Here is a 15672-nt window from a genome sequence, read left to right as displayed (position 1 = left end):
TGCCGCAAGGGGTTTGGGCACAGGTCGAGCCGGAGCGGCGTGCGGGATTCTTGGAGATAAGGCGAGATTCTAACGCCAAAAGGCGGTGACGCGGGAGTTATCCACAGGGGTGCGTCGTTGGGGTGGGTGGGGCCGGCGATCGCCGGACAGGGCGCGCGAATGGGGCTAAAGTATTGACCATCCACAGAAAAACGGTTTAAATAGCGGGTTCCGCGAAAACCAATCCTAGATTTTCGGCGATTGCGTTCGCCCGGTGGCCTGAAGGATCGGGCACGCGGTCCCCTGATTCCGTACATTCTCGAACAAGTGAGAGCAACATGAAACGTACCTACCAACCTTCCGTGACGCGCCGTAAGCGCACCCATGGCTTCCGCGTTCGCATGAAGACGGCGGGTGGCCGCAAGGTCATCAACGCGCGCCGTGCGAAGGGCCGCAAGCGCCTCGCCATCTAAGGCCGGGCGAAGCGCCGTGTCCGCCGTCCGCGGCGATGCCGGCGACGCAGTCGCGAGCCCGCGCATCGATCCGTTGCCGGCGGGCGCGACCTTCCCGAAAGCTGCGCGACTTCTGAAAACGGATGAGTTCTCATCCGTTTTTCGTTTGCGCCCCTGGCGGCGCTCCGTACACTTCGTGGTGTACGGCAAGCCGACGGGCGGCGCCGCGCGTCTGGGCCTCGTGGTCGGCAAGAAACAGGCGCCGCGCGCGGTCACGCGCAACCTGGTGAAGCGGCTCGCCCGCGAGGCGTTCCGCCTGCGGCGCGCCGAGTTCGCCGGCTGGGACATCCTGCTGCGCCTGCACGCGCGGCTCGATCGCAAGGCGATGCCGAGCGCGGCCTCGGCGCCGCTCGTGGCGCTCTGCGAAGGCGAGATCCGCGAGTTGCTCGACAAGGCCGCGCGCGAGGTCGCCCGGCGCGGTCCCGGCAGTGCCGGGCCGGCGTCCGGCTGAGGTTCCCGAGGTTCGGCTGGCGGGCTGGTCCGGCCGGCCACATGGCGGCGCGCGAAGCGTCGACAGTTATGCAAACGGTATTGATCGCGTTGCTGCGTTTCTACAAGGCTGCCGTGAGCCCGCTGCTCGGCAGCCGTTGCCGTTTTTACCCTTCTTGTTCGGAATACGCGCGCGAGGCAATCCAGTATCATGGCGCCGCGCGCGGCACCTACCTTGCCGCCCGGCGCTTGTGCCGGTGCCATCCGTTTTCCGCGGGGGGCGTCGATCTGGTTCCGCCGCCCAACCCCGAACCCCGCGCTCCAACCGAAGCTGAAGCGCCGTCCCATCGACTCTGAGACAACGCATGGATATCAAACGCACCGTCCTATGGGTGATCTTCTTCATGTCAGCGGTCATGCTGTTCGACAACTGGCAGCGTGCCCATGGACGCCAGTCGATGTTCTTCCCGAACGTCACGCAGACCAACGTCGCGGCCTCCAAGGGCGGCGCCGACACCGGCGCTTCGGCGGCGAGCGGCGCGACGGCGCCCCTGCCGGCCGCCTCGACCACGGCGCCCGCGGCCACCACGCCGATCGCGCAGGCGCAGCTGGTGCCGTTCTCGACCGACGTCTATGACGGCGAGATCGACACGCGCGGCGGCACGCTGACGAAGCTGACGCTGAAGAAGGAAGGCGACGGCAAGCAGCCGGACCTGTTCGTCACGCTGTTCGACCACACCAAGGATCACACCTACCTGGCGCGCACCGGCGTGACGGGCGGCAACTTCCCGAACCACAACGACGTGTTCACGCAGGTGAGCGGCCCGAGCTCGCTCGCCGCGGGCCAGGACACGCTGAAGCTGTCGTTCGAGTCGCAGGAGAAGGGCGGCGTGAAGGTCGTGAAGACCTACACGTTCACGCGCGGCAGCTACGTGATCGGCGTCGACACCAAGATCGACAACGTCGGCACGGTGCCCGTCACGCCCACCGTCTACATGGAAATCGTGCGCGACAGCACCGCGGTGGAAACGCCGCTGTTCTCGCACACGTTCCTCGGGCCGGCGGTCTACACCGACCAGAAGCACTTCCAGAAGATCACCTTCAGCGACATCGACAAGAACAAGGCCGAGTACGTCACCTCGGCGGACAACGGCTGGGTCGCGATGGTGCAGCACTACTTCGCGTCGGCCTGGATTCCGCAGGCGGGCGTCAAGCGCGACATCTACGTCGAGAAGATCGACCCGTCGCTGTACCGCGTCGGCGTGAAGGAGCCGGTCAAGACGATCGAGCCCGGCCAGTCGGCCGACGTGTCGGCGCGCCTGTTCGCCGGCCCGGAAGAGGAGCGCGTGCTCGAGGGCATCGCCCCGGGTCTCGACCTCGTGAAGGACTACGGCTGGGTCACGATCATCGCCAAGCCGCTGTTCTGGCTGCTGCAGAAGATCCACAGCTACGTCGGCAACTGGGGCTGGTCGATCGTGCTGCTGACGCTGCTGATCAAGGCGGTGTTCTTCCCGCTCTCGGCGGCCAGCTACAAGTCGATGGCGCGCATGAAGGAAATCACGCCGCGCATGCAGCAGCTGCGCGAGCGCTTGAAGGGCGACCCGCAGAAGATGAACGCGGCGCTGATGGAGCTCTACAAGACCGAGAAGGTGAACCCGTTCGGCGGCTGCCTGCCGGTGGTGATCCAGATCCCGGTGTTCATCTCGCTGTACTGGGTGCTGCTGGCCTCGGTCGAAATGCGCGGCGCGCCGTGGATTCTCTGGATCCATGACCTGTCGCAGCGCGATCCGTTCTTCATCCTGCCGGTGCTGATGGCCGGCTCGATGTTCCTGCAGACGCGCCTGAACCCCACGCCGCCGGATCCGGTCCAGGCCAAGATGATGATGTTCATGCCGATCGCGTTCTCGGTGATGTTCTTCTTCTTCCCGGCGGGCCTCGTGCTGTACTACGTGGTCAACAACGTGCTGTCGATCGCGCAGCAGTACTACATCACGCGGGCGATCGGCGGCAAGAAGAAAGCCGCCTGACGGTTGACGGCGCGGCGGCGTTGCGTCGCACGCCGCTTGCCGCTCCGCTTTGCCTCCGCATCACGAAAAACCGCCCGGTCAACGCCGGGCGGTTTTTTTATGGCATCGGGAACGGTGAAGGCGCGCTGGTCCGGATCAAGTGGAACCGGATAGCGCCGGTTGGATCAGTGCTCGGAGGCGTCGCCGTAGAACTGTTCGATCAGTTCCTGCACGAGGTAGCGGTGGTGCGGCGACAGCGCCTCGATTTTCGTCGCGAGTTCGAGCGTCTCGGCCGTGGGCGGATACTTCTCGTCGCGCGGCAGCGGCTTCGGCGTATGGCGCGCCGCAGCGGGCGGCGGCCCGTAGTGCAGCCAGTGCGGATCGACGCGCAGCCAGTCGGCGAGCGTCGCGAGCTTGTCGGGTGTCGGGATGGTGCGACCGGTCAGCCACTTGTGCGCGGTCTGCGGCGAGACGGGTTGCTCGCCGTGATGCCGGAGATTGAAATGCAACGCGAGCTCCGTCGCGCCCGACACTTTTTCCGGGCTGCGCATCAGGGCGAATTTGAGACGTTCGGAGAACGCCGCTTTTTCCTCGGGCGTAGGCATGCGGACGATTGTGCAAGCGGCGTCCGCCGCCAGTGACAACTGGTCGCGCTACATCTATCTCAAATGAGCGTAGATTCAACCAAACCATGATGAAGCGCATGCCGGCCGTTGTCTCGTAAGTACCTTGGCATGCGAGGTGAATGCGAAGTGATAGCCTCGTATGGGCGATCCTGACATATCCGGAATTTAGCGTGTTCAAGAGAACGTCACGTCGTGGAGCCAGCGCGAGAGCCGGAGCGCTTGACGGCTGCGAGTCGGCTCGACGTCTACGAAGACTGCGGTGCCGTGTTCCTTTATGCAACTAACAGTCAAGCGTCGCGAACCCTTGGGAAGCGGCGACCGTCCCGGCCGATCAGTGTGCGGCATTTCGCAGCAGCCGTCGGCTGACAAGACGCGAGCACCGCTCGCGTCGCCCTCAAGGCGCGTCGCCGTAGAACTGCTCGATCAGTTCCTGAACCAGATAGCGATGATGCGACGACAGCGCTTCGATCTTCGTCGCGAGTTCGATGGTTTCGGGCGTGGGTGGATAACGCTCGTCGCGCGGCAATGGCCGCGGCGTGCCATGCGGGCTCGTACTCGGTGGCGGGCCGTAGTGAAGCCAGTGCAGGTCGACGCGTAGCCAGGCGGCGAGCGTCGCGAGTTTGTCCGCGGTCGGAATGGTGCGGCCGGTCAGCCATTTGTGCGTGGTTTGCGGCGAAACCGAGTGTTCGCCGTGATGGCGCAAATTGAAATGCAGCGCGAGTTCCGTCGCGCCAGAGACCTTCTCCGGACTACGGAGTAGCGCGAATTTGAGGCGTTCGGAGAACGCCGCTTTTTCTTCGAATGTCGGCATGCGCAGATTGTGCAATCCGGGCGCCGGTTCGATGACAACCGGACGCGCCATATCTATCTCATGGGGTGACGCAAGATTGGCGGGTCAGCCGATTCATTCGCGCTTTTATCTCATAAATTGAGGGGAAACGCCGGAAATAATTGGAATAACGTGGCGCCCCCACGCCAGATTTGCCTCGAATTTAGCCTGAACTGGCTAAAGCCGGCCGAGCCGGCAGGTGCCGCGTGGCGCGCCGGCCGCGGTCGGCCGCATCGGGGCCGGCACGCTACAATGCGGGCGTTCTGCCTGCGTCACCGCGACACCGGCCCGTTTCGTATTCCTCCCCGCGATTTTCCCGATGCTGACTACCGATTCCGACCCGATCGTTGCCATTGCCACCGCGTCCGGGCGCGGCGGGATCGGGGTGGTGCGAATCTCGTTCGGCCGCGCCGGCGCGAGCGCGGCCGAGGCGCTGATGCAGGCCGTGTGCGGGCAACTGCTCGCCGCGCGCCACGCGAGCTACGTACCGTTTCTCGACGGCGCGGGCGAAGCGCTCGATCGCGGCATCGCGCTCAATTTCCCGGCGCCGAACTCGTATACCGGCGAACACGTGCTCGAACTGCAGGGCCACGGCGGTCCCATCGTGCTGCAGCTCGTGCTGCAGCGCTGCCTCGACGCGGGCCGCGCCCACGGCGTGCGCCTCGCCGAGCCCGGCGAGTTCACGCGCCGCGCGTTCCTGAACGACAAGCTCGATCTCGCGCAGGCCGAGGCCGTCGCGGACCTGATCGAGGCCAGCACGGAGGCGGCGGTGCGCTCGGCCGGGCGCTCGCTCGACGGCGCGTTCTCGCGCGACATCCGCGCGCTCGTCGACGACGTGATCGGGCTGCGCATGCTGGTCGAGGCGACGCTCGATTTCCCCGAGGAAGAGATCGATTTCCTCGAGGCCGCCGACGCGCGCGGCAAGCTCGCGCGGATTCGCGAGCAGCTCGCGCGCGTGCTCGGCGACGCGCGCCAGGGCGCGCTGCTGCGCGAGGGGCTGTCGGTGGTGCTGGCCGGGCAGCCGAACGTCGGAAAATCGTCGCTGCTGAACGCCCTGGCCGGCGCGGAGCTCGCGATCGTCACGCCGATTGCCGGGACCACGCGCGACAAGGTCGCGCAGACGATCCAGGTTGAAGGGATTCCGCTGCATATCATCGATACGGCCGGGTTGCGCGAAACCGATGACGAGGTCGAGAAGATCGGCATCGCGCGGACCTGGGACGAGATCGGGCGCGCCGATGTCGTGCTGCATCTGCTCGACGCGCGCGAGGGGCTCGGTGCGGACGACCGCGCGATTGCCGGGCGCTTTCCGGCCGGCGTGCCGGTCGTGCGCGTGTTCAACAAGACCGATCTGATCGACGCGGCGCCGTCGGTCGCGCATGTCGGCGCCGAAGCGGACGCGGGCGCCGCCGGCGGGCTCGATCTCAGCGAGGTCCGGCTGTCCGCGAAACGCGGCGACGGGATCGACCTGCTACGCGCCGAGCTGCTGCGAATCGCCGGCTGGCAGGCCGGCGCCGAGAGCGTCTATCTCGCCCGCGAACGGCATCTGATCGCGCTGCGCGCGGCGCAGGACCATCTGGCGCTGGCGGCGAGCCATGCGGACCAGAACGCCCAGGCGCTCGACCTGTTCGCGGAAGAATTGCGACTCGCGCAGGAGCAACTCAATGCGATTACCGGGGAATTCACTTCCGACGATTTGCTGGGGGTGATTTTCAGCCGGTTTTGTATTGGCAAATGAGCGACCGCGCGCCGTGAAATCAGCGGCAGGGTTTCGTCACGGCGGGGCAGGCATATCGGTAGCCTGCAAGGCTGTGCGCGGGCCGTTCGCTCGTTTGCCGCGTGACGAACCACCGGTTCGCGTTTCCGCAGCCAACTTCGCCACTGGCCGGCCCCGGTTCGCCCCGAGTGCTACGGTCATTCCTCGTCCTGCTCGAGAAATGCCCATGTCTTTACGTGTATCGGCAGCAACGGGATGCCTGGCCCTGGCGTTATGGTTCGCCTCGACCCAGGCCTTCGCCCTGACCCCATTCGCGAACGACGCGCCGGCCGCCGCCGGCTTTCTTCGCGTCAACGACCAGCAAGACTACGAACGCGCGCAACGCCATTATCAGGAAGAGCGCCGCTACGATCGCCTGCGTTACCAGCACCAGCAGGAGCAGCGCATCCACGACGAACGCGTGCGTCAGGAGCGGCAGTACGAGGAACGGCTGCAGCGCGGCGACTGATCAGAGATCCCAGTAGCCGGGGCGCGCGAATACCTCGGCCTGGAAGTCGATGAAGGCGCGCACCTTCGACGACACGGTTTTCTTCGGCGGATAGACGGCCCAGATCGCCGACGCCGCGCGCGTGGCCTGCGCATCCCAGTCGGGCAGCAGATGCAGCAGGCTGCCGTCGCGCAGCGCACTGCCGACCGCCCAGCCGGGCAGCAAAGCGATGCCGCACCCGGCGATCGCCAGCTGGCGCAGTGCTTCGGCGTCGTCCACCCGCAGCCGGCCGCTGAGCCGTACCGACACTTCCTTCGCCTTGCCCGGTGAATCGACGCTGGCGTCGCCGGTTTCCCGCGCCGCGTGCCCGGCCCGCGCCGCGCGCGGGATGAACCACCATCGATCGTCGGGCACCAACGGAAACCGCAGCGTCGCGTGGCCGGCGAGCGCTTCGGGCGTGGCCGGCGCGCCGTGCCGCTCGACGTAGGCGGGGCTCGCGCAGATCACGCGCCGATGCATGGCGAGCCGCCGCGCGATCAATTGCGAATCGGGCAGGGCGCCGATCCGGATCGCCAGATCGATACCGGCGTCGATCAGGTTCAGCGTCGAGTCGGTCATCACCGCGTCGACGTCGATCCCCGGATAGCGTTCGGCGAATTCGGGCAGGTGCGGGATCACGTGGCGCAGCCCGAACGCGCGCGGCATCGTCACGCGCAGCAGCCCGCGCGGCGACGCATTCAGCGACGACGTCGCCTCGCGCGCCTCGTCGAGCGCGCTCATCACGACCAGCGCATGCTCGCGGAACAGCCGGCCGCCCTCGGTCAGCACGAGGCCCCGCGTGGAGCGATTGAACAGCGCGATGCCGAGATCGCGTTCGAGTTCGGTCACGTAGCGCGAGACGGTCGAGGTCTTGACCGCGATCCTGGCCGCGGCCTTGCTGAAGCTGCCCGATTCGGCGGCGAACAGGAAGGCGCGGATGGCGGAGAAATAGTCCATGGAAATCGGCCGCGCCGGGTCGCGGGCCGCTGTTTCGTCCTGCGCAGTTTAGGGCAAGCCGGCCGGTCGGGTTATCCCCTTTGTGCAAAGCTCATTTCCGTTCCGGGCGATTCCGTTGCCCGCGGGGCGGCTCCTATAGTCGGTGCCATGGTCGGTGCCATGCCGTCGGCGGCCACCGATCCGCATCCTCCCCACTTCCGAAGGAGCCGGAACCATGCTCGACAAGACCCTGCCCCCCACGCTGCAACTCGACGACGAACGCGCCATGCTCGACGCCGAGTATTTCGAATACACCTCGTCGGCCAACCCGATCGGCGCGAAGCTGATCTCGCGCGTGCCGTACCGGACGTTCGCCGCGTCGCTCTACGACAGCGGGCCGACGCGCATCGTCCCGCTCGACCTGTCCGCCGAACTCGGCTGCGAGTATCCGGCGACCGGGCCGGGCCTGATGGCGAGCTTCGTGCGCATCGTGGCGGGCGAGCAGGTGGAGGTCGATCCGGACGCGACCTCGCAGGTGTGCTACGTGCTCGACGGCGCGGGCTCGGTCGCGCAGGGCGACAGCGCGTTCCGTTTCGGCCAGGGGGACTTCTTCTCGCTGCCGGGCGGCGCGCCGGCGGTGATTCGCGCCGATTCGACCGCGCGCCTCTACTACGTCAGCGACGCGCCGCTGCTCGCCTATCTCGGCGCCGGCATCGCGCAGCCGCGCTTCGCGCCGACGCTCTATCCGGCCGCCCGCGCCCGGGCGGAACTCGAGAAGGTGGCGACGGCGCCGGGCGCCGCGCTGCGCAACCGCGTGAGCGTGCTGCTCGGCAACCGCCATTTTCCGCAGACGCGCACGGTCACGCATTCGATGTGGGCGATGTTCGGGACAATCGCGCCGAACAGCGTGCAGAAGCCGCACCGGCACCAGTCGATCGCGCTCGATTTCATTCCGGATTGCCGGCCCGGCGTGTACACGCTGGTCGGCACGGAACTGGACGCCGGGGGCAACATCGTCGACGCCGAGCGCGTGGACTGGACGCCGGGCATGGCGTTCGTCACGCCGCCTGGTTACTGGCATGCGCACTTCAACGAATCGAACGAGGCCGCCTACGTGATCCCGCTGCAGGATGCGGGGCTGCAAACCTACCTGCGCGCGCTCGACATTCGCTTCGCGCGTTGAGGGCGGTCGGGCGAGGGGCGACGAGCCCAACACGCGAGGCGTTCGGCGAGATAACCCGGGCGCGCCGGTGCGGCGCGATGGAATCGCGTGGTGAGCGCATCGACGCCGACGCGAACGGTGAACGGCTCAGTGCCCGCGTCGCCAGTGCTTGAGTGGATGGCGCCAGTCGATGTGCGCGGCGTGCTCGTCGCGCGGATGTCGCCGGCGGTGCTCCTGCCACAGCTCGTCGGAGAACAGCGCCGCCACGATGACGAGTGGCAGCACCAGGAAGATGCCCAGGATCACTTGTTCGACCACGATTGCCTCCGCGCGGCTGACTGGCTGCGTATCGATACACAGTTCATTCTAGGTAGTGCGCGCGCTGCGCGTTCGGATTTTCTCGATGCCGGCGCGCGGAGAATGGCGTTCCTGCCCTCGATGCCGGCAGGCAGGATTGCGAAGCGATGGTTTCGCGGGGCGTGAATGTGCGCCGCAGCAGGCACCGGCACCGGCCGCGAGGCGCGCTGCATCGCGGCGCACCGGCCGTCGCGGCGCGCTTTCGTCTGCGGGATGGGCCGGCGCCGCCGCGCGCCTGCCGCATCCGCACAACGATTGCACTTGGCGAGCGAGCGCGGGTTTTCTAGCATGTAGGGATGCGGGCCGGCCGATGTCTGTAACCAATTAGCTAAATGAGCCGGCGCACCGCGCGTCAGGAGGGGACGACATGATCAGGCGTATCGGTTTCGCGATTGCGTTGATGAGCGGTGTGGCCGCGGTCGCCCAGGCAGGCGGCGACGTCGTATTGAAGCCGCGCCAGGAGGTGCATCTGGCGAAGGACGCCTGGGGCTGCCTGTCGAAGGACAACCTCGATTCCGTGCTCTCGCACGAGCGTGACGGCCGCGCGCAGGCGAAACAGCAGTATTTCGACGACTATCGCTGCCTGGCCGTGCCGGATGGCGCGCGCTTCCGCGTGGTCAGCGTCGATCGCGACGACGTGCAGTTCGTCAGTGCGGACAACAGCGACCAGCAGGGGCTCTGGACCGACGTGCGCTTCGTTCGTCCGGTTCGGCCTTGAGCCGGCGCGTCGATGCGTCTGATGTGTTGATGCGTCGATAAAGCAGCCGGTTTCCTTCGCTTCCCGCGCTTCGGCTTGCCGCCGCTTCGTCGGCCGCCAGCCGGCCCGGCGCGCGTGCCGGCCGCTTCGTCGCGCGGTCCGATCTCCGCATTCCCCGGCGCCTGCCTCGCGCATTCGGTATCATCACGGCCCGACCGAACCCTTCGCCCCCAGCGGCACGATACCGGATGGCGCTCAAATCGACGATCTACAAGGCTGAACTGCAAATCGCAGACATGGACCGGCACTACTACGCCGACCACTCGCTCACCGTCGCACGCCATCCGTCCGAGACGGACGAGCGGATGATGGTGCGGATCGCCGCGTTCGCGCTGTTCGCGCACGAGCGCCTCGAGTTCTGCAAGGGGCTGTCGGACACCGACGAGCCGGATCTCTGGCTGAAGGACCTGACGGGCGCGATCGAGGCATGGATCGACGTCGGCCAGCCCGAGGAGCGGCGCATCGCGAAGGCGAGCGGCCGTTCGACCGAAGTGGACGTGATCGCCTACGGCGGCCGGACCTCGGAAATCTGGTGGCAGGGCGTGCGCAGCAAGGTGGAGCGTCTGCGCAACGTGCGCGTGCTGTCGCTCGTGGAGGGCACGGCCGAGGCGCTCGGCGCGCTGGCCGAACGCACGATGCGGTTGCAATGCACGATCCAGGACGGCACCGCGTGGCTGTCGAGCGCCGCGCACGATCCGGTCGCGATCGAATGGACGGTGCTGAAGCCGCGCGCGGAAGGCTGATTGCCGAGTGCCGGCCCGCGGCGCGCGCCGTGTCGTCGGTGTTGTCTCCAGGTTCGGCCGCCTTCATGGCGGTGAGGGCGCTGCTTCAGCCGGGCGCGGCGCGCGGCGGCCCCTTCAATTCGACCATGTTGCCCTCCGGATCGAACAGGTAGAGCGACGGCCCGTAGCCGTCCGCGCCGTAACGCTCGGCGACGTCGCCGGTTTCGACCGCGTGCGCGGCGAGGTGGGCGCGCAGCGCGTCGGCATCGAACGGATCGATGCGCAGGCAGAGATGATCGAGGTTGCGGCCGGCGCCGGGAAAGCCGTTGTCCGCGCGGTCGATGGGCGCGTCGCGCGCGAGCAGGTCGATCAGCGACGCGCCCGCGCGCAGCTGCACGAGCCCGAGTTCGGGCTGCGTCTTCTCGACGTGGCAGCCGAGCACGTCGCAATAGAAACGCGTCATCGCCGCCACGTCGACGGTGCGAAGCACGACGTGATCGATGCCGAGAATGCGGGGTGTCATCGGAAGTGTCTCCTGTCGCGCTATGCGTTTCGATGCGTCGAGTCTAGTCGATCGGGATGGCCGCCGCGTTGTCGTGGCGCCGGGCGAGCCGCACGCGATCGGTGCAGAATCTGGGATCGGGAAACGATGGACGAAAAAAAGCCCGCTCAAGGGGAGCGGGCTTAATCCATATCAGGAGGAGACATGGAGGAGACAGTTCCAACTATACACACGAGGATGCTGCGACGCAATAATCGGAACGTAAAAAAGCGTTAAAGAGTCATTCTGTCGCACTGTTTTGGCCCGATCACGCGCTGCGGCAAAGCCTGATGAAATGGGTTGGTGGTTTCGCTTGGCGGATGACCGCGATCCGGGCCGGGACCGCGGCGATCGTGCCCCTCACGGCCGCGCGCGGGGGCGCCCCGAAGCGGCTCGCATCAGCGCGAATCACAGAGCAAGAATCCGGCAGGCAGCGCGCGGCCTGCCGCGTAGAGTCGAGTCATTCCCACTGTCCTTGCGAGACGATCATGCATTCCTCCGAGTATTCGACCGATGCAGCGCGCTGGGCCGCTCTCGTCGCACGCGACGCCGAGGCGGACGGGGCGTTTTTCTACGCGGTGAGGACCACCGGCGTGTTCTGCCGCCCGAGCTGCGCATCGCGCATGCCGCGTCGCGAGAACGTCGCGTTCTTCGATGCACCGGCCGCGGCGCGCGAGGCCGGGTTCCGGCCCTGCAAGCGCTGCCAGCCCGAGCGCGAGCCGCGCGAGATCGAGATCGCGCGGCGCGCCTGCGCGGTGCTCGACGCGAGCGATCGGGCGACGCTGGCCGAACTGAGTGCGGCGGTTCACGTGAGCCCGTTCCATCTGCAACGGCTGTTCAAGCGCGTGGTCGGCGTGACGCCGCGCCAATACCAGGCGGCCCGGCGCGGCGCGGCGCTGCGCGACGCGCTGCAAGGCGGCGCGGCCGTCACGCGCGCGGCGGTCGATGCCGGCTATCAGTCGTCGTCGCGCGTCTACGAGGCGGTGCCGCGCGAGCTCGGCATGGCGCCGTCCGATTTTCGCCGCAAGGGCGCGGGGCTGCGCATCGAGTACGCCACCGCGCCGACGCCGCTCGGCCACGTGCTGGTCGGCGCCACCGCGCGCGGCATCTGCCAGATTGCGTTTGATGACGCGGTTGCGCCGCTCGTCGACGCGTTGACGGCGAAATTCGAGAATGCCGAATGCGTGGCGGCGCCCGAGCGGCTCGCGCCGTTCCTCGCGCAGATCGATGCCTATCTGCGCGGCGCGAGCGAGCAGGTGGCGCTGCCGCTCGACATCAGCGCGACGGCGTTCCAGCAGCGCGTATGGGAAGCGCTGCAGAAGATTCCCTACGGCCAGACGCGCAGCTACGCGCAGATCGCCGAGGCGGTCGGCTCGCCGCGCGCGGTGCGGGCCGTGGCGAATGCCTGCGCGTCCAATCCCGTCGCGCTCGCGATCCCGTGCCATCGCGTCGTGCAGAAGGGCGGCGCGCTCGCCGGCTATCGCTGGGGGCCGGCGCGCAAGGCGGCGCTGCTCGCGGCCGAGGCGCGGCACGCAGCCGGCGAGCCGGCCGCGCTGTCGCTCGACGACGCCGCATGACGCGCGCGGCACCGGCCGTCGGCCGCGACGCGAACGCGCCTGAGACGAACTTCGACGCAGGCCCGGACGCGGAGCCGGCCGCCGCCGCGCGCGTCGCGATCGCGCTGCCGTTCAGGTCTCCCTACGACTGGCCGCGCGTGCTGCGCTTCCTGGGCGGGCGGGCGTCGCCGGGCGTCGAGACCGCGGCCGACGGCGCCTATCTGCGCGCGATCGATTATCGCGGCGCGAGCGGCGTGCTGACGGTGCGCCGTCATCCGCGGCGGCGCTGTCTCGTCGCGACGATCGACGGCGAGGCCGCCCGGCACGCCGACGCCGCGCTGGTCGCACGGCTGTCGGCGATGCTCGACGTCGAGACCGATCCGCTCGCGCTCGGCGCGCACCTGTCGCGCGACGCGTGGTTCGCCCCGCTCGTCGCCGCCGCGCCGGGGCTGCGCGTGCCGGGCGCCTGGTCCGCGTTCGAACTCGTGGTGCGCGCGATCGTGGGCCAGCAGATCAGCGTGAAGGCGGCCACCACGATCATCGGACGATTGGTGCGGGCCGTCGGCGAGCCGCTCGCGACGCCGCCGCATGCGGCCGTCGGCTGGCGCTTTCCGGAGCCGGCCGCGCTGGCCGCCGCGAATCTCGACGGCATCGGCATGCCGGGCAAGCGGATCGCCGCGCTGCAAGGTGTCGCGCGCGCCGTCGCCGCCGGCGAGGTGCCGATCGACGGCACGGCGGTCGACCTCGCGACGCGGCGCGCGGCGCTGCTCGCGCTGCCCGGCATCGGGCCGTGGACGGTCGAATACATCGCGATGCGCGCATGGCGCGACGCCGACGCGTGGCCGGCCACCGACCTGGTGCTGATGCAGGCGATCGTCGCGCGCGATCCCGCGCTCACGCGGCCGGCGAGCCAGCGCCTGCGCAGCGACGCATGGCGCCCGTGGCGCGCCTACGCGGCGATGCATCTGTGGAATGAAATCGCCGATCGGCTGGGGGCCGCGCGCGGTGGTTGAGCCGGCCGGAAGCCCCGCGCAGCAAGGCTTTGGCGCAAACCGGAGGCGCCTCAAGCGAGCGTCACGGCGAGATGTTAAAGTGCCCGCTACCGTCAATCCCGGCGGGCGGCGCGCATGGCAGCGAGCCGCCATGCCCGCACCTGTGCATCCATGTCGAACAAGATGACTTCCAGCCACACCGACCTGCTGCAGCAACGTCTCGCCGTCCTGGCCAACGGGCCGACGCGCGAGCGTCTGGTTGACGGTCTGCGCGGCATCGAAAAGGAAAGCCTGCGCGTGTCGCGCGACGGGATGATCGCGATGACGCCGCATCCGCGCGCGCTCGGTTCCGCGCTCACCCATCCTTCGCTGACCACCGATTATTCGGAGTCGCTGATCGAGCTGATCACGCCGGCCGAACGTGATGCCGCGATCACGCTCGACCGTCTCGACGACCTGCACCGCTTCGTCTATGCCTCGCTCGGCGACGAGATGCTGTGGAACGAATCGATGCCCGGCAAGCTCCCGGCCGACGACCAGATTCCGATCGCCGACTACGGCACCTCGAACATCGGGCGGCTGAAGACGGTGTACCGCCGCGGCCTCGCCTATCGCTACGGCCGCACGATGCAGTGCATCGCGGGGATTCACTACAACTATTCGCTGCACGAGGACGTCTGGCGGCGCCTGCACGAGCATGCGCAATCGGCCGCGTCGCTCGTCGATTACCAGTCCGAACGGTATCTCGCGCTGATCCGCAATTTCCGCCGCACCAGCTGGTTGCTGATGTATCTGTTCGGCGCGTCGCCGGCGCTCGACAAGGCGTTCCTGCGCGGGCGCGACAGCACGCTCGAGGCGTTCGACGCCGAGACGTCCTACCGGCCCTACGCGACGAGCCTGCGGATGAGCGACCTCGGCTACTCGAACACCACCGCGCAGGCGGCGCTGGTGGCCGACTACAACTCGCTCGACACCTATCTCGACGCGCTGTCGAAAGCCGTCAGCGAGCCGTATCCGGCCTACGAGGCGATCGGCACGCATCGCGACGGCGAGTGGATCCAGCTCAACACCAACGTGCTGCAGATCGAGAACGAGTTCTACTCGACGATCCGGCCCAAGCGCGTGACGTACTCGGGCGAGCGGCCGCTGCATGCGCTGGCCTCGCGCGGCGTGCAGTACATCGAGGTGCGCTGCCTCGACATCGACCCGTTCGAGCCGACCGGGATCGCGCTCGAGACCGCGCGTTTCATGGATGCCTACCTGCTCGTCTGCGCGCTCGACGACAGCGCGAAGCTCGAATGCGATGCGTACCGCGAGGCGAACGCGAACTTCGGCCGCGTGACGATGGAAGGCCGCAAGCCCGGACTCGAGCTGACGCGCGACGGCGTGCCGGTGGCGATGCGGGCCTGGGCCGAGGACGTGTTCGCGAAGATCGAAGCGGCGGCGCGCGTGCTCGACGAGATCCGCGGCGACGACGTGCATGCGCGCGCGGTGGCGGCGCAGCGCGAGAAGCTCGAGGATGCCGACAAGACGCCTTCGGCGCGCGTGCTGCGCGAGATGCGCGAGCGCGGCGAGTCGTTCCTCGGTTTCGCGCGGCGGCATAGCGAGGCGCACGCCGAGTACTTCCGGGCACGGCCGCTCGACGCGGCGGCACTGGCCGAGGCGCGTGAGCAGGCCGAGCGCTCGCTCGCCGAGCAGGCCGAGATCGAAAGCAAGGACGCCGGGTCGTTCGATGCGTTCGTGGCGGCGTATCGTGCTTATACGCTGAACCGGTTCAGCGTTTGAGGCAGCTTGCCGGGATCGTGGTGAGCACAACGATCCCGATGAAACGTCTGGCGGATCGCGTTGCCTGCTGAACGGCTTCCGGCGATCACGTGCAAAAAAACGACAAGAGAAGCACGAACTTCATACCGTTTCCGGGCAAATCAGGCGGGCCGTCCGGCACCCCATTGCGGAAACCATTCCCGATCTGATCGGTTGATACAACCTGCGCGCATTCCGCCGCGTCGCCGGGTTGATATCCGC

17 protein-coding genes are annotated in these 15672 nt (G+C 67.9%); 12 read left to right on the top strand and 5 right to left on the bottom strand.

The window, feature by feature from the left end; genetic code table 11:
* Nucleotides 1–317 precede the first annotated feature (317 nt).
* The 4 genes from rpmH (at nt 318) to yidC (ending at nt 2947) form a co-directional block, all read left to right on the top strand.
* Nucleotides 318–452: a 50S ribosomal protein L34 gene (gene rpmH / locus bpln_RS17805; RefSeq protein WP_004198824.1), complete on the top strand. Its 135-nt coding sequence runs from the start codon at nt 318–320 to the stop codon at nt 450–452.
* Nucleotides 453–468: 16 nt separating this feature from the next.
* The gene (rnpA, locus tag bpln_RS17800) at nt 469–942 is read left to right on the top strand and encodes a ribonuclease P protein component (RefSeq protein WP_055139407.1); all 474 of its coding nucleotides are present in this window, start codon (nt 469–471) and stop codon (nt 940–942) included.
* A 68-nt stretch (nt 943–1010) separates the two neighbouring features.
* Nucleotides 1011–1277 (top strand): membrane protein insertion efficiency factor YidD, encoded by a 267-nt coding sequence (yidD, locus tag bpln_RS34135; protein WP_208459462.1) that lies wholly within the window; start codon nt 1011–1013, stop codon nt 1275–1277.
* An 8-nt stretch (nt 1278–1285) separates the two neighbouring features.
* Nucleotides 1286–2947, top strand: a complete 1662-nt coding sequence (gene yidC / locus bpln_RS17795) for a membrane protein insertase YidC (RefSeq protein ID WP_055139406.1) — start codon at nt 1286–1288, stop codon at nt 2945–2947.
* A gap of 164 nt (nt 2948–3111) precedes the next feature.
* Here yidC and bpln_RS17790 read toward each other — a convergent pair whose 3' ends face one another.
* Together bpln_RS17790 and bpln_RS17785 are read right to left on the bottom strand one after the other, a co-directional pair.
* Nucleotides 3112–3531: a transcriptional regulator gene (locus tag bpln_RS17790; RefSeq protein WP_055139405.1), complete on the bottom strand. Its 420-nt coding sequence runs from the start codon at nt 3529–3531 to the stop codon at nt 3112–3114.
* A 415-nt stretch (nt 3532–3946) separates the two neighbouring features.
* The gene (locus tag bpln_RS17785) at nt 3947–4363 is read right to left on the bottom strand and encodes a transcriptional regulator (protein ID WP_042626796.1); all 417 of its coding nucleotides are present in this window, start codon (nt 4361–4363) and stop codon (nt 3947–3949) included.
* 337 nt (nt 4364–4700) lie between these two features.
* On the opposite strand from bpln_RS17785, the gene mnmE reads away from it, so the two are divergent.
* Both mnmE and bpln_RS17775 read left to right on the top strand, forming a co-directional pair.
* Nucleotides 4701–6119, top strand: coding sequence for a tRNA uridine-5-carboxymethylaminomethyl(34) synthesis GTPase MnmE (mnmE, locus tag bpln_RS17780; RefSeq protein WP_042626330.1), 1419 nt, complete (start codon nt 4701–4703; stop codon nt 6117–6119).
* 205 nt (nt 6120–6324) lie between these two features.
* Nucleotides 6325–6606, top strand: coding sequence for a hypothetical protein (locus bpln_RS17775; RefSeq protein WP_226993581.1), 282 nt, complete (start codon nt 6325–6327; stop codon nt 6604–6606).
* Here bpln_RS17775 and bpln_RS17770 read toward each other — a convergent pair whose 3' ends face one another.
* Nucleotides 6607–7581 carry a LysR family transcriptional regulator gene (locus bpln_RS17770; protein ID WP_042626329.1) on the bottom strand — a complete coding sequence of 325 codons (975 nt, stop codon included), beginning with the start codon at nt 7579–7581 and terminating at the stop codon, nt 6607–6609. It lies immediately after the preceding gene.
* Between the two features lie 214 nt (nt 7582–7795).
* Between bpln_RS17770 and bpln_RS17765 the strand changes: the two genes are divergently transcribed.
* On the top strand, nt 7796–8743 hold the full coding sequence (locus bpln_RS17765; protein ID WP_055139404.1) for a cupin domain-containing protein: 948 nt from the start codon (nt 7796–7798) through the stop codon (nt 8741–8743).
* Between the two features lie 126 nt (nt 8744–8869).
* Here bpln_RS17765 and bpln_RS37185 read toward each other — a convergent pair whose 3' ends face one another.
* A complete protein-coding gene (locus bpln_RS37185; RefSeq protein ID WP_042626327.1) occupies nt 8870–9040 on the bottom strand; it encodes a hypothetical protein in 171 nt (56 codons plus the stop codon).
* Nucleotides 9041–9446: 406 nt separating this feature from the next.
* Here bpln_RS37185 and sap1 point away from each other — a divergent pair, with 406 nt between their 5' ends.
* Nucleotides 9447–9797, top strand: a complete 351-nt coding sequence (gene sap1, locus bpln_RS17760; protein WP_055139403.1) for a surface attachment protein Sap1 — start codon at nt 9447–9449, stop codon at nt 9795–9797.
* A 227-nt stretch (nt 9798–10024) separates the two neighbouring features.
* Nucleotides 10025–10579, top strand: a complete 555-nt coding sequence (locus bpln_RS17755) for a YaeQ family protein (protein WP_042626325.1) — start codon at nt 10025–10027, stop codon at nt 10577–10579.
* Between the two features lie 85 nt (nt 10580–10664).
* On the opposite strand, the gene bpln_RS17750 is transcribed toward bpln_RS17755, so the two are convergent.
* Nucleotides 10665–11081: a VOC family protein gene (locus bpln_RS17750; RefSeq protein ID WP_042626324.1), complete on the bottom strand. Its 417-nt coding sequence runs from the start codon at nt 11079–11081 to the stop codon at nt 10665–10667.
* Between the two features lie 506 nt (nt 11082–11587).
* On the opposite strand from bpln_RS17750, the gene ada reads away from it, so the two are divergent.
* From ada to gshA, 3 genes are all read left to right on the top strand, one after another.
* Nucleotides 11588–12676, top strand: coding sequence for a bifunctional DNA-binding transcriptional regulator/O6-methylguanine-DNA methyltransferase Ada (gene ada, locus bpln_RS17745; RefSeq protein ID WP_042626323.1), 1089 nt, complete (start codon nt 11588–11590; stop codon nt 12674–12676).
* Complete coding sequence (locus bpln_RS17740; RefSeq protein WP_055139402.1) at nt 12673–13668, top strand: DNA-3-methyladenine glycosylase family protein; 996 nt, start codon at nt 12673–12675, stop codon at nt 13666–13668. The genes ada and bpln_RS17740 overlap by 4 nt, the downstream gene beginning before the upstream one ends.
* Before the next feature lie 150 nt (nt 13669–13818).
* Nucleotides 13819–15432 carry a glutamate--cysteine ligase gene (gene gshA, locus bpln_RS17735; protein ID WP_055139401.1) on the top strand — a complete coding sequence of 538 codons (1614 nt, stop codon included), beginning with the start codon at nt 13819–13821 and terminating at the stop codon, nt 15430–15432.
* Nucleotides 15433–15672: the final 240 nt, after the last annotated feature.

This window comes from Burkholderia plantarii (genome assembly GCF_001411805.1).
Taxonomy (GTDB): Bacteria; Pseudomonadota; Gammaproteobacteria; order Burkholderiales; family Burkholderiaceae; genus Burkholderia; species Burkholderia plantarii.
The sequence above is the reverse complement of the archived record's forward strand: the minus strand, read 5'-3'. Positions and strand labels throughout refer to the sequence as shown.

Excerpts from the sequence above, each read along its gene's own strand:
- rpmH (WP_004198824.1), top strand. The coding sequence starts at position 318 with ATGAAACGTACCTACCAACCTTCCGTGACGCGCCGTAAGCGCACCCAT.
- yidD (WP_208459462.1), top strand. The coding sequence starts at position 1,011 with ATGCAAACGGTATTGATCGCGTTGCTGCGTTTCTACAAGGCTGCCGTG.
- yidC (WP_055139406.1), top strand. The coding sequence starts at position 1,286 with ATGGATATCAAACGCACCGTCCTATGGGTGATCTTCTTCATGTCAGCG.
- bpln_RS17790 (WP_055139405.1), bottom strand. The coding sequence starts at position 3,531 with ATGCCTACGCCCGAGGAAAAAGCGGCGTTCTCCGAACGTCTCAAATTC.
- bpln_RS17785 (WP_042626796.1), bottom strand. The coding sequence starts at position 4,363 with ATGCCGACATTCGAAGAAAAAGCGGCGTTCTCCGAACGCCTCAAATTC.
- mnmE (WP_042626330.1), top strand. The coding sequence starts at position 4,701 with ATGCTGACTACCGATTCCGACCCGATCGTTGCCATTGCCACCGCGTCC.
- bpln_RS17775 (WP_226993581.1), top strand. The coding sequence starts at position 6,325 with ATGTCTTTACGTGTATCGGCAGCAACGGGATGCCTGGCCCTGGCGTTA.
- bpln_RS17770 (WP_042626329.1), bottom strand. The coding sequence starts at position 7,581 with ATGGACTATTTCTCCGCCATCCGCGCCTTCCTGTTCGCCGCCGAATCG.
- bpln_RS17765 (WP_055139404.1), top strand. The coding sequence starts at position 7,796 with ATGCTCGACAAGACCCTGCCCCCCACGCTGCAACTCGACGACGAACGC.
- sap1 (WP_055139403.1), top strand. The coding sequence starts at position 9,447 with ATGATCAGGCGTATCGGTTTCGCGATTGCGTTGATGAGCGGTGTGGCC.
- bpln_RS17755 (WP_042626325.1), top strand. The coding sequence starts at position 10,025 with ATGGCGCTCAAATCGACGATCTACAAGGCTGAACTGCAAATCGCAGAC.
- bpln_RS17750 (WP_042626324.1), bottom strand. The coding sequence starts at position 11,081 with ATGACACCCCGCATTCTCGGCATCGATCACGTCGTGCTTCGCACCGTC.
- ada (WP_042626323.1), top strand. The coding sequence starts at position 11,588 with ATGCATTCCTCCGAGTATTCGACCGATGCAGCGCGCTGGGCCGCTCTC.
- bpln_RS17740 (WP_055139402.1), top strand. The coding sequence starts at position 12,673 with ATGACGCGCGCGGCACCGGCCGTCGGCCGCGACGCGAACGCGCCTGAG.
- gshA (WP_055139401.1), top strand. The coding sequence starts at position 13,819 with ATGTCGAACAAGATGACTTCCAGCCACACCGACCTGCTGCAGCAACGT.